15 protein-coding genes are annotated in these 19,048 nt (G+C 40.3%); 10 read left to right on the forward strand and 5 right to left on the reverse strand.

Translation table 11 applies throughout. The annotated features are described in order from the left end of the window. Window positions 1-16 precede the first annotated feature (16 nt). On the reverse strand, window positions 17-5,740 hold the full coding sequence (locus HG267_RS08390) for an alpha-2-macroglobulin family protein (protein ID WP_045872896.1): 5,724 nt from the start codon (window positions 5,738-5,740) through the stop codon (window positions 17-19). Window positions 5,741-6,170: 430 nt separating this feature from the next. Between HG267_RS08390 and pbpC the strand changes: the two genes are divergently transcribed. Beyond that, a complete protein-coding gene (gene pbpC, locus HG267_RS08395; RefSeq protein ID WP_045872897.1) occupies window positions 6,171-8,504 on the forward strand; it encodes a penicillin-binding protein 1C in 2,334 nt (777 codons plus the stop codon). Between the two features lie 466 nt (window positions 8,505-8,970). Beyond that, window positions 8,971-9,138 (forward strand): hypothetical protein, encoded by a 168-nt coding sequence (locus tag HG267_RS08400; protein WP_168161020.1) that lies wholly within the window; start codon window positions 8,971-8,973, stop codon window positions 9,136-9,138. Window positions 9,139-10,080: 942 nt separating this feature from the next. On the opposite strand, the gene HG267_RS08405 is transcribed toward HG267_RS08400, so the two are convergent. Beyond that, entirely contained in the window at window positions 10,081-12,036 is a 1,956-nt protein-coding gene (locus tag HG267_RS08405; RefSeq protein WP_045872898.1) for a response regulator, read from the reverse strand. On the opposite strand from HG267_RS08405, the gene HG267_RS08410 reads away from it, so the two are divergent. From HG267_RS08410 to HG267_RS08425, 4 genes are all read left to right on the forward strand, one after another. Further along, entirely contained in the window at window positions 12,035-12,169 is a 135-nt protein-coding gene (locus HG267_RS08410; protein ID WP_255325303.1) for a hypothetical protein, read from the forward strand. The genes HG267_RS08405 and HG267_RS08410 overlap by 2 nt on opposite strands. Window positions 12,170-12,211: 42 nt before the next feature. Next, on the forward strand, window positions 12,212-12,691 hold the full coding sequence (locus HG267_RS08415; protein ID WP_045872899.1) for a cupin domain-containing protein: 480 nt from the start codon (window positions 12,212-12,214) through the stop codon (window positions 12,689-12,691). 164 nt (window positions 12,692-12,855) lie between these two features. Beyond that, window positions 12,856-13,290, forward strand: a complete 435-nt coding sequence (locus HG267_RS08420; RefSeq protein WP_052335331.1) for a phycobilisome linker polypeptide — start codon at window positions 12,856-12,858, stop codon at window positions 13,288-13,290. Window positions 13,291-13,808: 518 nt separating this feature from the next. After that, entirely contained in the window at window positions 13,809-14,183 is a 375-nt protein-coding gene (locus HG267_RS08425) for a hypothetical protein (RefSeq protein ID WP_045872900.1), read from the forward strand. Between the two features lie 131 nt (window positions 14,184-14,314). Here HG267_RS08425 and HG267_RS08430 read toward each other — a convergent pair whose 3' ends face one another. Continuing rightward, complete coding sequence (locus HG267_RS08430; protein WP_045872901.1) at window positions 14,315-15,709, reverse strand: 1-acyl-sn-glycerol-3-phosphate acyltransferase; 1,395 nt, start codon at window positions 15,707-15,709, stop codon at window positions 14,315-14,317. Between the two features lie 113 nt (window positions 15,710-15,822). Here HG267_RS08430 and HG267_RS08435 point away from each other — a divergent pair, with 113 nt between their 5' ends. The 3 genes from HG267_RS08435 to HG267_RS08445 all read left to right on the forward strand — a co-directional run bounded on the left by HG267_RS08435 (window position 15,823) and on the right by HG267_RS08445 (window position 17,870). After that, complete coding sequence (locus tag HG267_RS08435; protein WP_045872902.1) at window positions 15,823-16,461, forward strand: PD-(D/E)XK nuclease family protein; 639 nt, start codon at window positions 15,823-15,825, stop codon at window positions 16,459-16,461. 126 nt (window positions 16,462-16,587) lie between these two features. Beyond that, the gene (locus HG267_RS08440; RefSeq protein WP_096622090.1) at window positions 16,588-17,154 is read left to right on the forward strand and encodes a hypothetical protein; all 567 of its coding nucleotides are present in this window, start codon (window positions 16,588-16,590) and stop codon (window positions 17,152-17,154) included. A 128-nt stretch (window positions 17,155-17,282) separates the two neighbouring features. Beyond that, window positions 17,283-17,870, forward strand: coding sequence for a Uma2 family endonuclease (locus HG267_RS08445; protein ID WP_045872904.1), 588 nt, complete (start codon window positions 17,283-17,285; stop codon window positions 17,868-17,870). A 95-nt stretch (window positions 17,871-17,965) separates the two neighbouring features. Here the strand turns inward: HG267_RS08445 and HG267_RS08450 are convergent, their stop codons facing one another. Together HG267_RS08450 and HG267_RS08455 are read right to left on the reverse strand one after the other, a co-directional pair. Further along, window positions 17,966-18,511 carry a 2'-5' RNA ligase family protein gene (locus tag HG267_RS08450; protein ID WP_045872905.1) on the reverse strand — a complete coding sequence of 182 codons (546 nt, stop codon included), beginning with the start codon at window positions 18,509-18,511 and terminating at the stop codon, window positions 17,966-17,968. Beyond that, window positions 18,508-18,693, reverse strand: coding sequence for a hypothetical protein (locus HG267_RS08455; protein WP_045872906.1), 186 nt, complete (start codon window positions 18,691-18,693; stop codon window positions 18,508-18,510). Before HG267_RS08455 ends, HG267_RS08450 begins: the two co-directional genes overlap by 4 nt. 52 nt (window positions 18,694-18,745) lie before the next feature. Here HG267_RS08455 and HG267_RS08460 point away from each other — a divergent pair, with 52 nt between their 5' ends. Further along, on the forward strand, window positions 18,746-19,012 hold the full coding sequence (locus HG267_RS08460; RefSeq protein WP_045872907.1) for a YciI family protein: 267 nt from the start codon (window positions 18,746-18,748) through the stop codon (window positions 19,010-19,012). Window positions 19,013-19,048: the final 36 nt, after the last annotated feature.

Below are 19,048 nucleotides of genomic sequence, written 5' to 3' on the forward strand. Positions count from 1 at the left end.
CTAGAGTGAAAGTTCTTTATGACTTTTGCTCCTCTACTATTAGTGTAGACTCAGCCGCACGTCCAAATTCTTCAGGTGCATATTGTAAATGCGCTTCCGCACCAGGCCAAAGGAATTTACCGGGAGTAACGGAACGTACTAAATAATGCAAGCTGTAAACTCCTGGTTCGAGGTGGTCGGCGTAGGCGATAATGCGATCGCGGTAGATATTCTTGAACCCTAATTGCCAACTATCGGCTTTGGCTTGCAATGCGGCGGTTGTAGTTTGGAAACTTGCGTCTACTGCTTCTAATCCAGCTGGTAGAGGATCTGTAATGACTACATGATCTACAGGATGATCGGTAATCAGTTCTACACCAATATCAAATACTTGCCCTGGTTGTAAAGTTAAGGGTTTATCAAAGGCGTAAAGTCCGAATTTTTGCAGAAGACTTTCTGCTTCACCAACTTTCTGAATTTCTCTGGAAACTCTTAAACCGTTAAACTTACCTGGTTGGTTACCTTGCAAACGATAATTATAAGCAACCAGATAATGTAATTTACCTCTACCTGATTTTTGTAAGACTAAATCATGGCGACCGCGAGGTAATTTATCCATTGGTACATTTAACTGTAAGCTAGGGTTGCTGTAGCCTTCAAAGCGATGTTCTCCTAACTTTTTACCAGCTAATTGTACAGAAGAAACAAAATTAGGTGGTGTGGGTTGAAGTTGACTATATTCTACTAAGGCGGTGAGTGCTTGGGCGTTGTTATAACTAGTTCGCCATGTGCCATCTCTACGTTGTGCTAGCAAACTTTGGAATAATTTATCAACAACTTCCGGTTTCGCTTTATTAGCAATAAATAACCGTAAAGCTTGGGCTTGTGCTGTTGTTTGCGAACTCATCCATCCCCAGCTATTAGGTAAACTAATAACGGCTGTACGACCAGTTTCATAGATATTCTTTTGTAACTGGTTCAGCATGGTTTGCGATTCGTCTTGCCATTCCGGGAATTGCGATAAGTACCGTGCTAATTTGATTTGATTGACGACATCAAAGTTATTACGTTGTTGGTAAATATCTGCTAAGAAGCTATTGCGTTTATCGCCTAGTTCTGCTAACGCTATCAAGGCGTTGAGTTGTAGTTGAGTTTTACAAATTTGCTGTTTGCAAAAGTCATACTGTCCGGGGTTAGCCAGGACTTTTTCTAAGTAACCTTTGAGGCGTGAAAGCATGGCGGAATTAATCACACCGGGGAAAGCTTGATTAGCTTTTGCTAAAGATTCCGCCGCATAGGAAGATACCCAAGGATCAGATTTTTCTTGTCCGGGATAGGAAGCAAAACCACCATCAGCTACTTGCAGTTTTTGCAGTTGTTCCGTTGCTTGATTGGCTTGTTGATTGCTGTTAAATTCAGCAAATGTCTGTCCATATTTTTGGGAAATATTTTGCAAATTTGCCGCAATTATTAACTGACTGGCTGCTGGTTCGGCGAAGGGTAATTCATCATCGCCTAAAACTTGTTTAGCTGGTGCTGTAATTTCTGGGACTAAGGTACTCGCCAGTTGAATATCTAAACCTCCCGCATTGGGGATGGTATTTTTATCAACATTTAAAGGTATCTTGGTTTGCTTTTCGGTAATTCCTGTTTCTACAACTTGTTCAGTAATTTCTAGCGGCTTAATTTCTAAAGGTACTTCAAATGCATCAGCTGCATTATTTAACTGCGTGGTAAAGCGGACTTTCCCTTCTCCGACATTCTCCGCCAGCATGGGGAAGCGATAAGCTTGGGTATTGGTTTCCGCTGGGGTTTGTAAATTTGTTGTCGTGGGGTTATTCTCTGCAAACTTCACCGTACCGCTAAGTTCGCCGTTAATTGAGAGGTTTCCGCTATTTCCTGTGTTGTTGGTAACTGATAAACCAGCGAGGATGCGATCGCCTGGACGGGCAAATTGTGGCAAGATGGCATTAGTTAGCAATGGTTTTGTCGTGATAAAAGTGCGATCGCCATTACCAAAACGCAGATTACCATCGGTAGCTACAGCCATGACTCGCCATGTGGTTAAGTCATCGGGAAGTTTAAAGGTTATCTGTGCTTTCCCTGTAGCGTCTGTGAGGACAGCACCATTGTAATAAGCTAAGGCTTGAAAATCTGTACGCACACGTGTATTAGCTGCACCTGCGGAAAAGCCACCGCCATAACCCCAGCCTTTGGGTTTGGGGATATCTTGGGGTTGAATGACGACATCGGGACGATTATCACTAAAACGAGTTGCGATCGCTTGTTCGGCGTATACTGTATTTACTAAATCTGGTGGACGATAGCCAGATAGTTGCAGTACTGCTTCATTCACCACCATGACTGTAACTTGTCCTTGGGTGGGATTACCTTGATTATCCTTGAGTTCTAGTTGTACAGTTTCCTCAGCACCAGGTGCGAGTGATGCTTGCAGTGGGTTAACTTCCACCTTTAAATATTTATCCTGCAAGTTGACTTTAAAAGGTGCAAAGCCAATTTTCACTAATTTATCTAAGCTTCCCGGTTCCACTTGATTGAGTGGTTTACCTTGTCTGACTAATACAGCTTGTACTGCTGCATTTGGTAACATTTCTGGCGTAACTTGAAACTGAATTTGGGGTGCGCCTCCCTTAACTTTGATAATTTGTTGATAGAGAGGTTTATCTTTAATGACTGCAAAATACAATTCGGCTTCTGGGTAGGGAGATTGAATTAATGCAGTTGCAGTTTCACCAGGCTTAAATTCTTTTTTATCTAGCTTAACTTCTAATTTATCTTCTTCTGGCGAACCCCAATAAACTTGATTGTCTCCAGTTACCCAAATTTGTAAATCTGTAGCGCTGATTTCATCTTTGGTATCGCTAAAATTTGCCCTAATTCTGTAGGAACCGGATTCTTTGGGTGTTAAAGTTACCGATTGAGGATTACTTGCAGATGAGACTTCTGCTTTTGCTACTGTTTTATACTCAACTTGATTTTTTGGTGTGCGGCTACCTTCTACTAATTTGGTAACGCTACTATATTTCATCTGTTGTAATTCTAAACGTAGCCGTTGACCTGTAAGAGGTTTTCCTGTAGGGTCAGTAACAATAGTTTCAATAGCAAATGGCTTACCAGCATCAGCTACAAAATTACTTTTTAAGCCAATCAAGCGATTACTAGGTAAAGCTGTAAAAGTTTGGGAATTCGCCACTGATAAATTAGAAACATCGGCGACTTGCACATCTACCTGATAAGTCATGGGGTAGGGTAAATCTTTTGCGACTGTTAAACTTTGTGCACTTTTACCGTTAGCATCTAATACAGAAGTAGTTTGCAAAACATCGCTAGTCAAAGTTGGACTTTCTTCCGGCCAAAACCATTGTCTCCCAAAGCTAAATTCTTCCCAACCTTTGGGTACAAAGTTAGCTTGTTGACGAGTTACGAAATATTTGGCTTCGCCTCCTTGTACAGGCGCACCAAATAGATAATTACTTGCAGCCTTCGCCTCAACTTTATCGCCAATTAAGGCAAATTCCTGATCTAAATTCAGTTCAACTTTAAAATTAGGCGGTTTAAATTCCGCAACTCGAAATTCTCCCGAAATTTCTTGCCCACTTTTACCCTTGGCTTGGACTGTATAATATCCTAAGCGTTGCGTTTTACTAATTGGCAACTCTAAAGAGAATGTCCCAAATTCATTAGTAGTTTTTGTACCTAAATTAGTATTTTGTCCATCAGGATCAACTAAAGTTACTTGGTAAGCCGCATTTTTATCTTGTTGAATTGTGCCATTTTGTAAGTAATCAGCGAAACCAGTTAACCAAGCTTTTTCACCTGGTTGATATAACTGTCTATCTGAAAATATCACACCTCTGGATTCTGGTTTACCATCTTGCCAACCTGCATCAATACCATAACCATAAACACCGCTATATTCTTCAGTGCGGGTAAATGCCCAATCTTGATTTTCTCTGGCAATTATTAATAGTTCTGGTGCTTTAGTAAAGGTTGGATTACTTCCTAAACACTGCTTCAAATCTTCGCGTTTAATAGTTAAATTACCACTATCATCAGTCTTTCCAGTTACACAAGGCGAAACTGGCGCACGAGATTTTGTATTTAATTGTGATTGATAAATTTCTACAGCCGCAGCTTTCACAGGCGAACCATCGCTGAGATGATGAACGCGAATTAAACCGGAATCAGGAAACCACTGAGAAAATACACCTAAATTTGTTAATTGTACTAAGCCGTAAGTTGTGGGTTCTCGCCACAGTTCTTTACCATTTTCCTGATATTTATTAGTCCGTGCTTGCACACCATAAGCTAACATCCCGGTAGAAGCAGATAACCTTTCTCTTAACGGAACAGTAATATCAACTTCTTGATTATTCTTCCTAGCTAACGAGAAACTTTGCCATTCAACTGGTTTAGGTAATAAATTACTGGCATAATTATCGTAAACCAAGTCTGTTGGCTGCACTACTTTGTAAGCAGCTTTATAGTTCGCCTCTGGCAAATTTATAGTATTAATATTTAGCTGTAAATCTTTACCAGCAGGAAAAATATTTAAATCTGAAGGAACCCAAATATCACCAGCTAAATCACCAGTGTCATATTTCAGGCTGACGGGTTTACCTAAAGTCTGTCCAAATTTATCTTTGAGATTTGCACCAACAGTAATTGTATAACTCGTAGCTGGTGCTAAGGCATAAGGATTAATATTGACAATCCTATCTTCATCATTAACTTGAATAATTCGCGAAATCTCTTTTGGCTTCGGTTCAATTTTAATATTTTCTATCGCGGAATCTGGAACTAAGATGTTATTAAATTCTAACTGGGGACTACCTTTAACAAATCTCCCGTAGGTTCCCCCTGCGTCTGGTTGTCCGTAAAAATTAATTCCTTGAAATGCTAAAGGTGAATAGGTGACTAATTTACTCGCAAATTCTTTTTCACTTGCTAAATTACCATAAGCAGGAAGAATACCAGGTGCAAAACTTAGCCGATAATGAGTTGCTTGTGCGAGATTTAATTGCGGAATCAGTTGATAAACCCAGTTACGTTGTGAAGGGTCAAATTTTTCTAACGGATCTTCGCTTTCTTGTGGCTGATCTTCTTTATCTAATATGACTTTAAAACCAACACCATCGGTTTTACCTTCAGGGATTAACTGTAAATGTTTCTGTACAGAATTTACATCTAGTTCCACATTCGATGTAAATTGTAATTTCGGCTGTAAATCAATTGGTTGATCGTCAGCCTTCTCCATTGGGTTAACCCCTGGTAAATTAGTCAGCTTAATCGGTTCAGTATTAAAAGTCCAAGCTAAATCTTGATCTAAACGATGTTTTTTTAAATCTGCTAAACCAGATTTGAGAGTAACTTGAAATCTTGTAGCTTGCGGTAAGGCTTTATCTGCTTGAAACCCCACCATGCGCGGTGTCAAAAAGCGAAATCTGCCGGGTAAAGGTGGTGTTAGTTCAAATTTTTGCAGCAAATTCTGCTGTTCTGGACTATCTAAGCTTTCTACTGGAATTAAAGCTTCTTTAAATCGGATGCGAATTTGATTAAGAGGTTTTGCATCGCCAATGGGACTAATTTGTTCAATCCAATCTGGTAATTTTGGCGGTGCGAGAGGCGCAACTGTTGGTAGTTGTTCTCTACCTGAATTAATGCCGAACAAGCCACACCCAGCTATGCCTAGCATCAGTGTTAAGCTAAGTAGAAATTTAATTAAAACTTTAATTATCATAAATTTAAAATAGATATCTCTTTTCTCTCTGCGCCTCTGCGACTCTGCGTGAGATTATTATATAGATAACCAATAGAATATGATTGTTCCTATCAATTACTACAATTCTTAATGATGGCAATCTGGCGGGAGTTGTGAGATTTTTTTAAATAAACCGCGTTCGCAAAGCATCTCGCCCAGAAGCCACGCAGGACAAGAAGAGAAGAGGTGATGAACCGCAGAGGCGCTGAGGACACAGAGAGGAAGAAGAGGAGAAAATTATATTAAGAAGTATTGATTTTTTATAGATAAAAATTTGTGAATACATACCAATGACAAATGACAAATGACAAATGACAAATCAGTTGTAAATTGTTAGTAATATTTCCTGATTACAGTGCGATCGCTACGTCAAAATTAAAGTAAGTTTGACAGGGTAGCGCATTCGCTAATGAAAGTAACTTCACGCAGGCTAATCCAAATTACGCAAAAATTTTGGCGGGTATTGAATCGCAGCAAAAAGGGTAAGGTAATCTTAGCTTTGCTGCTAATATGCTTGTCAGTGCGCCTTATGCCCTATTTTGCGCCAGTTCGGGCTAAAGATATTTTGCAAAATCAGCTAGCGTTGCAATTTAGCGATCGCAATGGGCTACCCTTAGGAACTTTACTCACCCGTGACCAAGAGCATACAGCCGTCGTCCCCTTAAATCAAGTTTCTCCCCAATTTATTCAGGCAATTTTAGCGGCTGAAGATAGCAGCTTCTATCATCATGGGGCATTAGATTTAAAAGCAGTAGCCCGCGCTATTAAAGAAGCAATTCACGCCAAAAAAATTGTTTCTGGTGCTTCCACAGTTACCATGCAGTTAGCGCGGATGTTAGATCCTGTTCCACGCAATCTCTCAGGAAAGCTACAAGAAATTTGGCTATCTTGGCGATTAGTAGCGGGGATGAATAAAGATGAAATCCTCTCTGCATATATTAATCGCTTACCAATGGGAGGAAATATCTATGGTGTGGAAGCCGCATCCCGGACTTATTTTTCTCTCCCAGCCAGTGATTTAAATCTTGCTCAAGCTACTCTCTTAGCTGCCATTCCCAATAATCCCACATATTTTGACCCGTTAGCCCATTGGCAACGGCTGAAACAGCGACAAAAATACGTCCTCAACCGTATGGTACAGGATGGTTATATTACTTCCTCGCTAGCCGAACGCGCCTATACAGAAAAGGTAGTATTTCAATCTCGCCAACGAGGAATTATTGCTGCACCCCACTTTTTATTTTGGTTAGCGAATCAGCAAAGCACCCCACAAGGGGAAGGTCAGATTCACACTACAATAGATAGACCTTTACAGCAATTTGTCGAAGCACAGGTAAAGCAAGTACTTTCTTCCCTGGCTACAAATAACGTCCACGATGCAGCAGCTTTGGTAATTGACAACCACACAGGGGAAGTCTTGGCTTATGTCGGTTCCCCCGATTACTTTAATGAAGCCAAACTCGGACGCAATGATGGAGTACAAGCCCTACGTCAACCAGGTTCTACCCTCAAGCCGTTTGTTTATGAATTGGCGTTAGCAAAAGGTATAATTCGCCCGAATACAATTTTGGCAGATGTCCCCGCACATTACGCCATTCCCGGTGCCAAACTTTATAGCCCTACAGATTATACTCAAAAGTTTCTCGGCCCAGTGCGGGTGCGGGTAGCTTTGGCAAACTCCCTCAACATCCCTGCTGTCAGGGTATTAGAAAAGGTAGGTGTACCAGCTTTCCTCGAACATCTGCGTCAATTAGGCTTTGAACACCTCAATCAAACCCCCGAATATTATGGTTTAGGTTTAACTCTTGGTAGTGGCGAAGTCAGCCTTTGGGAATTAGCCCAGGCTTACCTCACCATAGCCCAACAAGGTGAAGCCGCATCACTAATCACAACAATTCCCCAAACACCAAACACCAAACACCAAACACCAAATACCAACCCGACAAATTGGCAATTAATCACCGATATGCTGCGCGATAACCACGCCCGTGCCACAGCTTTTGGTGTAGATTCTGTATTAAATCTTCCTTTCCCAGCAGCAGTTAAAACTGGGACTTCTTCAAATTTCCGCGATACTTGGACTGTAGGCTTCACTACAGATTATACCGTCGCTACTTGGGTAGGAAATTTCACTGGCGAACCAATGCGCCAAGTATCAGGGGTGACTGGTGCAGCGCCTTTGTGGAATCGGATTATGTTACATTTGCACGAACATCAAGAACCTGAAAATTTTCTTCCACCTCAAGGTTTAGTGCAATTACCCATCTGTGCAATTTCTGGGTTAAAACCTACACCAGATTGCGCTTCTGTGGTGCAGGAATACTTTTATCCAGAAGACAAAATTGCTTACGAAAATCAACAACCAGGCAATTTATCGCCAGAATATGATGAATGGTTAGCTAGACAGCAACAAGCAACTTTTAATACTAGCAATTTGAGAATTCTATCTCCTCACAATGGCGATTTATTTTTGCTGTATCCAGGGGAACAAACAAGCCAGAAACTAGAGTTTAAGCTAATAGGAAAGGTAGTTGAGCCTATAGAGTGGCGGTTAAATGGTGAAAAGCTAGCTATAGATTCAGCTAATTCTGTATTTTGGCATCTGCGTCCTGGTAAATGGACATTGGAAGCGAAAAGTGGAGAGAAAAGCGACAAAATCAGCTTTCAAGTGCAGGTAGCCAAAAGCAAATCTACAAGAAGAGGTTTTTCAATTGTTAATTCTCAGGTGAATAAACAGCCATAAGTGTCAATACTTGTCGGTTAAGGGAAAAAAGGGGAATGGGAAAAGGTAGAGAAAAAACCTTTAACCCTTAACCTTTCTCCTGCGGAGACGCTACGCGTAGCTTGCTTCCCCGCAGGGGTACACCTTTTCCCCAAAACCAATTTTGAGTTCAAAACGCTTAAACGAGTAGTATTGCCTTAAGTGCGATCGCGCATATTCTCACGCAACGCTTGTATCTCTATGTAATGTTACTTTTCAACGCTGCGTCTCAGGAATTTTACTGTGAACTAATTCTTAAGCAGTTGTTAACAGTATCTTATATTTGTGCTGATAATGTGAAAAAATAGTGAATAAGCATTAAACAAATGAAGAGATTGTTATTCCCGTAGGAATACTGAAAAAAATAAAATATTTCTTCCGAAATTTGCAGTTTTAAAATTGATGATATAAAGTAGTGCTGAAGTTTTCATTACAGGTTCATAAAGCCATGACAAACACACCGACTAATTCCAAAACCCAAGGTAACCAGTCTCCTAACAAGAAACAACAGTCTTTCCCCAAGGTTGATATCGGTTCTCCCAGAGTCCCCCTCAAGAAACGTCAGACAAAACCACAACAGCATGAGTTACTCAGCGACTGGGAACACGCTAGTTAAATCTAGTCCATGCAAATCCCACTTACACAGTTGATTAGCAGTTGTCATCCGAGGACATTATATTGATTCCATCCATCGATATTTCACTAAGCATTGCGATATAGAATCCTCTCAATCGTATCTTCTCCATCTTTGGTAGTACGAAAGACCATTCTTAGGCTAATTGTCAGATTTCTGGTGAATCCTAAATTAAATCCAGATTCAGGTATTTTATTCTGCTGATTTCACGCCCATAATATCGCTACCGCTTCACTTGCGATTCGATTGCCATCAACTGTACCCCAAAGCAGATACAGTCATCTTTAAGCAATTAACTATTTTGCCAATAAAGCAGCAAAGACTACTCACATCTGTGAGATATCGGAGTGAGAACCTAAATTTTTGAGTTAATTCTTAAAGAACTGGGGCCGCAGATACAATCATCAATACTAACAGTGCCAAAATCAACACAGAAATTTTGATGATGAGGTAAGTGCCGGGATCTGGTACTAAAATATCGTGTAACATTTTTACCTCCATGTGTGTGTCTGTGCAACACAAAAAACATTTAAGGAGATTGGTAAGGAAAAGCTGAGGTTAAGTTTTTAATCTCAGCTTCCTTATAAGATTATTGTCTCTCAAAAATTGCTACATTAAATGTTCAGTAAACTTTAAGTAACATTTTTTAGCCTTACGAAATTATCAGTTCATTTACTAAATGAAAAACTCCACGCACAAGGAGATGGAGTTTTTGGGCATAGGGCATAGGGCATAGGGCATGGGAAAGATGTTGTCATTGTCCCTCCAAAAGTCCGAAACAATGGGGAGATGAAATGATTTTTTTGCTGACAAATTACCAAACACTAAGAGGAGATGAGGTAGATGAGGTAGATGAGGGGAGAAATTCCTATCACCAATTACCAATTACCAATTACCCAATGCCCTATGCCCTATGCCCTATAATCAATTTGCCCAAGCTCTAACTCTTTGTAACCGCCTCAAAATTCTGTTGGCTAATTCTACCCCTTTCACGGGTTTACATAGATAATCATCACCGCCAACTGCAAAAGCTTGATTCTGGGTAGTAGGATCTGTGAGTACACTCAAAAATAATACTGGCAACCGCTGCCAATGCGGATCGCTGCGAAGAAGTTGGCAGAGTTCAAATCCATTGATTTGTGGCATATTGACATCTAATACTAGAGCATCGGGAGTAACTGCTTGGAGTACTGTCCAAAATTGTTGCGGATCGGCAAGGGTAGTTACTTTAAATCCCCAAGGTTTCAGTAAGGTGGGGAGAGTACGTAACCAATCTTGATCGTCATCAAGGATCATTACCTTGTTGGGAATTTCTGGATCTCGCAGCAAATTCACGACAGTGTCAACTATTTGTTCTGGTGGAGTCGGCGTTACCAAAAATAATTTTCCACCCCGCCGCATTGCTTCTAAGCGATCGCTCATCTCGCCGCGATCGCCGATCACCACAATTGGTAATTTCGGGTAACGTTCGGCGAATGTCTGCAATGTCTTCCAAATGTTACTTAACTCTGAGTTAGGCTGTTCGATGACTTCTGCTCTTGATGGCATTGAGGGTAACCGCATCAGGATAACATCAGGATCTTCACCGAAACCATCCAAGACAGGCTCATTGGTAAGCATTGCTGGCGCTATATCCGGTGTAGGCGCAATTTGAATGCGAATTCCCCGGCTGGCTGCTACAGCTACTATTGACTGGTTGAATTCATTGTCTGCACTGATCATTAGCAATAGTGGTGACTGGCCAGCCGGAATCTGGGACAATTGGATCAGTGTAGTATGATCTATATCTTGCTGGAGAGCCGTTACCAGAGTTTTCATCAATGGTGCGTGTTTTGGTTGCAGTCGCTCCCTACCGCCTAACCAATACTCTAGTTGACGAGCAATATGCATTGTCTTGGTTAGCCCAAAAATTCCCAGAGTTCCTGCGAGTTTGTGAGCCACATGTTGCGCCTGTGTTTGTTGCTGGGGTGTAAGTTGATTGGTTTGTAAGTCTCTGACGATTTGTAATAAAATTCCCATTTGGTCGAGACTTTGTGGTTTAGTCCTCGTCCAAGTCTCGTTGAGAAATGCCAAGTATTGCTGTTGCGAATCCGACGGTATTAAATGCTGTGGGCGATCGCTCTCAGTTTCTCTAGATTTAACTATGACAGCAGCACTATGGGAATTATTTTCTGGGGTTACTGATAAATTATTTACTTCTTCTGTGCTAGGTGCTTTTAGATAGTAACCCCGTCCATGCATAGTAGCAATAAAATCATGGGGCGCACCCGCAGCTACCAACTTATGCCGCAACCTGCGAACATGAGAACGTACTGTAGCCTCAGAAGGAAAATCTTCTGAAGACCATAATTTATCTAAAAGTTCTTCACTACTGAACACATGCTGACAGTTTCGCAGCAAAAGTTCTAGTAAATCATATTCCATCGTTGTCAGGTTCAGGGGACAGCCATTGTAAGTTACTTCACAAGTACTAGGATTAAGCAGCAAATCCCCCCAAGTTAGTAAGGGAAAAGGATTGTTACTACCACGCCTCAGTAATGCGCGAATTCTGGCAATTAATTCTATGGGATCGAAAGGCTTGACAACATAGTCATCTGCACCTGCATCTAATCCTTGTACTTTGGCAGTAATGTTATCTTGAGCCGTCAGTAACAGAATTGGCACCGTATAACCCTGTGCCCGAAAACGCTTGCATAAGCTGATGCCATCCAAATTTGGCAACATGATATCCAGTATGATCAAGTCATACTCAAAGGTAGAGCCGTAAGTCCAGCCCATTTCCCCATCTTTTACAACATCTACAATGTAGTGATGGGTTGTCAAATTTTTGGTCAGAACTTTAATTAATACATCATCATCTTCTACAAGCAAGATTTTCATGGATGCGGCTACCAATGAAGAATGGTTTTTGGGTGTAGTCAGTTTGGATAGCTTCTTAACCAAAACCTCTCAACTTGAAAATTCAGACAGTCAATCATGGCGATCGCTTTCGAGGTTGCTTGTTTACGCATAATAATTATAGTTAACCCTTGTCTTCTGTTAAGAGAGCGTTTCTATGGCATCACCCATCAATCCCATCGCCATCCACGCAACTGAAGCACCGCCACGCACTAAGCCGACAAACTATCCAGAGCCTTTTGCTTCTCGCATAGCGGGTAGAGAGAAACATCCACTGGGCGATTTGTTTGGTCTGACGAACTTTGGTGTCAACCTCACAAGATTAGCTCCTCACGCAATTTCCGCCCTGCGTCATGCTCACTCTAAGCAAGACGAGTTTATCTATATTCTAAAGGGGAACCCTACCCTACAAACCGATGAAGGACGAACTCCGCTCTCGCCGGGGATGTGTGCAGGTTTCAAGGCGGGAACTGGAAACGCCCACAACCTGATCAACGAAACCTCAGAGGAAGTTTTATATTTAGAAATAGGCGATCGCACACCAGGGGATGAAGGAACATATCCCGATGATGATATTCAAGCTTTACTTGTAGAAGGTAAGTGGCAGTTTACCCATAAAGACGGCACACCTTATTAAGAAAAATCAAGAACCTGTATTTAATTACAGCCTAATTTTAATTAGGGATATTTCTCTGTTCCCATTTAATTACAGTATGTAATTCATTTACTTAATACTTCGGTTGTCCATCGATTCAGGTTGATGATAAGTTGCTAACAGCATCGAAATTCAAGGTGATTTGTATGGCGACCACAATAATTGATCCTGGCGATTTTAGTGACTATAGCGATCGCCAAGTGACAATTGAAGTGACAGGGGGCTGTCATCGAGCATTAATGCGGAAGGCTAAGTACATCAAGACAATTCCTTATAGTTGTCTGTCGCAAACGATTCAGGGTATTAATCGCCTCGGTGGTAAGATTACCCGCGTTACTTTATCACCTTCCCATACTCAAGTCGCACATATTGAGTTAGTTCAACCACAATCCAACATTGTTGAACGCGATGTCCAAACTTCAGCACATCACGCTGAATCTCCCTTTTCATCGCTTCACCATCAAGAACAGAACCACTCTAGCGAAAGTTGTCAGATTAAACCACCAACTCCTATGAAAGAGGAACCACAACCGATTCCAGTTTTCAGTTCCGGAGAATACACCTTTACAGAAGAATGGTGATAACTCAACCAGTCAATTTTGGATTTTGGATTTATTTCACAAATAAGTAGGTCGGCGAAATTAAAGATAACTGGCTGAGGCTGTCATTGGTCATTTTTCATTGGTAAAAATTTCAAACCAATTTAGATTTCGTAACATAGTTTTATTTATTTCCATCGACTCACTTAATCTTGCTTACTCTGATACTGTGATCAAGCAACCAGACTTTTTTAAATCTGAAGTTGTGAATGTTCAATCCAAAATCTAAAATTTCAAATTTGATGGGCAACATCGCGAATTTTGTAGATGTTAAGCGGTCTCATATCAATTAACGAGATGTTTGTATACAAGTTGTCATAATATGCAACAATATTAGCTAAAGCTAATTTTTTAAAGTGAATTCATGCAAGCTTTGAAAGCAATTCGCTGATGAGCATAGTAGAAATGCGGCGATAGTTTTTTTTCTGCTTTGCATCAATTTGTAGCGCTAAATTAATATTTAATTAATTCGCTCTATATCCTATTACCAGAAAAAAGCCATGCTCCAGATAGGTCAAGCTGCCTTAAAAGCTCGAAACACATTACTGGCTATGTTTATCTTGCTTTGTATTTTAGATACTACGCTGGTGATCGCTGCACGAGATAGATGGGCTATTGGACGTATTTTACTCACAATTGTAGTCATGTACTTTGTGCTGCAAGGGCATAAATGGGCAAAATGGGTGATGATGAGTCTTTGTAGTTTCCTGGCTGTAATTCTAGTCACAATGGTTATTTTACTGAGTGACAAACTTTCCCTTTTTCTCAGCATCGGAAGTTTGATTATGGCAGTTCTGAGTATCATCATCCTAATTTATATAGTTACCAGTAGAGATTTAAATTCTTACTTCACCTGGAAAAGACAAACTAGTTGAGAATTTAGCTTTGATTAGTGGTTAGAAAAACAGCAAGGGATTGGGGACTGGGAGATGAGGGGGATGAGGGGAAATTACCAAACACCAAACACCAAATGACAAATGACAAATGACAAACGACAAATCACCAATTACTCAATCAATCGGTCTAATTCAGTTTTTAAATCCTTGGTTAACTGACTGACAGCTTGTCTAGATGCTTGGCGATCGCCCTGGGAATTGAAATAGCGATCGCTTACCGAAATTGGTTCACCGATGGTAATTTGGGCTTTTCGCCATCCTAATCGGGGACGGGCGGGCATTTTTTTGCGATCGCCAATTCGAGATAGCATATCGAAGATGACTAATAATGTTTCCGCGAACCGTTCCGCAGTTGGCTGTTCTTGAATATAGCTAGCGGTAACAGCAACAAAACTTTCCACCAAACGCATATGTCGCATCCGCAAATCTGCTTCCTCAGCAATCCAATCAGCTAATCCCCGTTTGAAGGGTGGTAAAGCATGAATATCAGCTATATCTTCTCGGTAAATATAACTCCAGCCAACTTCTTCCAAGCGGCGACAGCGATCAATAAAATTTCCCTGCGACTGGATATTAAAATATTGCTCAGTTACTTTTAAACCAGTATCCATCAGGCGATGTAGTCGCTCAATAATTTCTAGTTCGGGTGTAGCTGGCAAATGTTGATGATAGAAACGGCGATAAAATTCCTCCATCTCAGAAATTACATATTCTGCTAACCTACAGAGGCGTTGATAATCAATTTCTGGGAATTGATCACTACCCAATTGATCGACTGACTGCACTGATAAACCACTATCAATTTCTAATTTTCTCAACAATCGATGCAGTTTTGTCCAAGGTGGATTAACGAAGCGATACTGAACAGAAACCGGGACAATAAAAACAGTCTCAGAACGTTGAGCTTTGAGTAAATCTTCTACGCACCAAAACCCTAATTGAGCCACACCAGGTTCTAAGGGGCTAACAATCTGGCTATGACCATTATTTCCGCCTTCCGGTGCTACTGCGATCGGTATATTGCTATTAGCAAACAACTCCCGTGCTGTTTGGATAGCTTGTCTATCTAATCGCCTACCCCGATGAATTGGCAAACCTCCCATGCGCGAAAAAAACCAACCCAACCAGTCTCCAGCCCACAAAGTCATACCGCGATCGTAAAGAAAATGGGAGTGAACGGGGTATTGCAACGCTATCCCTTTTTCCTTCGCAACCTTGGGTACAATCCGAGACAGTAAATATAACATACAGAGAGGATCGTCCACCTCTGGATGTCGAAACGCCAACAAAAAGCGAACTTTACCAGCTTGAAACTGTTGATAAAGCTGGGCTAACACCTCAGCATTCTTCGCTTCAATCTCAACAATACCCGCCACTAACCAAGGGCGAGTCCGAAACCGTAAAAAAAATGGTAACAACCACTGAGCAATCTGGAGGACAATGCGGTTCAAGCGTTGGGGAATAAATTTAAGCGGTGGTTGAACAGATTGAATCGATTTAGGCAAGTTACCCTCCAGAGTTTGCCTTGAGGAACAGTGCGATCATAGAAAATTGCGATCGCTTCCTCGATTCTGACACTTTTTCCCCTGAGCGGAGACTATCAATCGGAAAAAGTGTTATGTCATTTTTACCGCACTATTCTGTCAATAATCCGGTAAAACCCGGATTTTTGGTATCAAAGTTATCTTGGCTTCATTTCTGGGAACAATACAACTGTTGTTCATCAGAAAATTCATTAGTAATGACAATAACAACAAAAGACCGAGCATTACTAGAAAAATTTATTGTTGATAATGAAGAATTAGAGGAACTGGAATCAAAGCTCGCACAGTTCAATATTTTTGAAGCAATTGGCGTAGTACGTCAGGAAATACGTCACTCCAACTTTCTAGCATTCTTATTAAATCCATCTCAAAATCACAGACTGGATGATATTTTTCTGAAGCGATTTCTTAAGCGAGTATTGCTAGAGACAGAGAACCCTAAAGATGAAAAGTATGCAGATATTAGCGCGGTTGATATTGATATAGCTGATTTAAAAGATGCTGAGGTTAGACGAGAGTGGCAAAATATTGATATTCTAATCCAATCACCCAGTAACAAATTAGTATGTGCTATAGAAAATAAGGTTGATTCTGGTGAACATTCAAATCAACTATGGAGATATCGCGAAATTGTTGATATTGAATATAGCAATTATCGAAAAGTATTAATTTATTTATCACCAGAAACTGATAAAGTCTCTGACGAAAATTGAAGAATATATACATATTCTAACGTGGCTGAGATACTTGATAATATTTGCAATAATTATAAGTCTACTATTGGCACAGATGTTTATACATTAATAAATCATTATTCTATATTAATTAAGAGACATATTATGACTGATTCGGAAATTGCAGAACTCTGCCGTAAAATATATGGTAAACATAAACAAGCTCTGGATTTAATTTTTGAACATCGTCCAGATTTACAGTTGGAAATAGCTGATAATATAATTAAATTAGCTAGTCAATATATCACATCTAAAAAAATATTTTTAGACCGATACAGTAAAAAATACATAGGCTTTGGTTCTCAAGAATGGCGTGATAAAAACCTACCACTTGCGTTCCATTTTGAAAATGGTTCTGCATATCTTGTAATAAGACTACTCATTTGCCCTTACGACAATAAAAATATTAGGGAAAGAATTCATCAAGTATCCAGAGATAATTCGACAATTTTTAAGAAAAGTAATTGGGCAGAAAAATGGATAACTATTTATCAAAAGGATATTTTGAATCAGAAAGATTATGATGATGCTGATGTTGAAAAATTAATGAAAAAAGTCCAAGACTTTTGGGAAAGTTTTCTTAAAGATGATTTTGTAAAGATAGAAAATATAATCCATGAAAATATAGATCATTTAATTATCTCAGATATCTCTGTAGATACTAAAGCGTGAGAATGAGATTTAGCGATCGCCTTTGTATTGGTTTGCAAAGTGCGATCGCTTAGTATAATTGAGCTTACCTTTGTGCGATCGCTCCCCACACTCCACTAAACTAGAAAGTAATATATTGGGGTAAGTTTATGGACACAGCGACAATCACTTTGCCTTCTACCCTAAAATTAAAAATCGACTTGACTGATGAGCAGTTCTTCCAGATGTGTCAGAAAAACCGCAATTATCGATTTGAGCGCACAGCATCAGGGGAAGTATTAATTATGGCACCAACTGGTGGAGAAACTAGCAATCGTAATGGTAGGCTTACTCAACAGCTGTTTAATTGGGTAGACACCAATGATTTAGGAATCGCTTTTGACTCTAATGGTGGCTTTAAATTACCCAATGGTGCAGATCGTTCTCCAGATGCTTCTTGGGTAAAAATTGAGAGGTGGAATGCTTTAACCCCAGAACAACAAGAAAAATTTGCCCCCATCTGTCCTGATTTTGTAGTCGAGTTGCGTTCCCCTAGCGATTCTCTCAAAGATTTGCAGGATAAAATGCGGGAATATATTGAAAATGGCGCTCGACTAGGTTGGTTAATTGATCGGAAAAATAAGCGTGTGGAAATTTATCGTCCAGGAAAAGATGTAGAGATATTAGATAACCCTGAAAGTTTATCAGGTGAAGATGTGCTACCTGGATTTGTATTGCATTTACAGCAAATTATGTAACTGAATTATAAATGCGATCGCCAGCAAACATTTACGCTCAAGCAATCACGAAAATATTTTATATTAAACAGGTATTAGCTGATTAACTTTGGTATTTACTCTGTTAATAAAGCAAACTCAGATTTAATATTCCATCTTCTACCGTCATGCATTAATAGCGTTAACTTGTCGGCAATAAATTCAAAATGCAATTGACGATTTTCAAATTCTGGCCAAGCTGCTTTAAAATTCTGCTTTGTTAAGTCTCGAAATGCAACTGTCATGTGGGGTGCGAAGGGACGAGTTTTACCAACCTCATCCACAATACCCAAAGTTGCTTCGACATGAGCCATTAAATCGGCTTGCAAATTCAACAATTCTGGAGTTCTCAATACATTTATATATATGACACGGGGCGCAAAGGCAGCAAACCCTTTGAGGGTAATCGGTACTGGCTGTTTTCCCATCGCTAACTCCCCCACAGATGTTTCTAAGCGTGACATCTCGCTATCAGCCCATTGAAAGGGTGGTTGCAAAGTAATGTGTGGAGGAGACTTTTGCGCGTGTCTGCTGGCATAATTATCAACAAAATATTGCTTAATTTGGTTAGCGTAATCTTGAATATCTTGCGGTGGTAGCAAAGCAATAAAAAAGAGATTCATTTACAAGAGTCAAAGGTTATCGGGCATCGGGCATCGGGCATTGGGTAATGGGTAATTGGTAATTGGTAATTGGTAATTGGGTGTTTGTCATTAATTATGTCTCCCCCTGCTCCCTGCCCCCTGCCCCCTTGCTTTTTCCAGTCCCCCTCATCTTCCTCATCTCCCTCATCCCTTGTCCCCAATCCCCAATCCCTACTAGATTACGATACAGAAAATTCTAAAGGTCACAAGTAAATGCCAACTTTTGTGAAGATTGAAGAAGGTACAGTTGATAAACCTACCTTTGATCAATATATACCTGCCCATAAAGCTTACGTTCAGGATTTAATTGCCAAGGGACACAAAGCCAAGACTGGTTATTGGGCAGAATTGGGAGGCGGAATGATGGTGTTTGAGGCAGAATCGATGGCGGAAGCTCAAGCTATTGTAGCCCTTGACCCCTTGGTAAAAAACGGCTGTGTAAAATATCAGCTACACGAATGGCGAATTGTTATGGAATAACATTAAAATTCAGTAATTTAATGTTATGATGATTTA

The sequence above is a fragment of the Tolypothrix sp. PCC 7601 genome (genome assembly GCF_025677855.1).
Classification (GTDB): Bacteria; Cyanobacteriota; Cyanobacteriia; order Cyanobacteriales; family Nostocaceae; genus Aulosira; species Aulosira diplosiphon.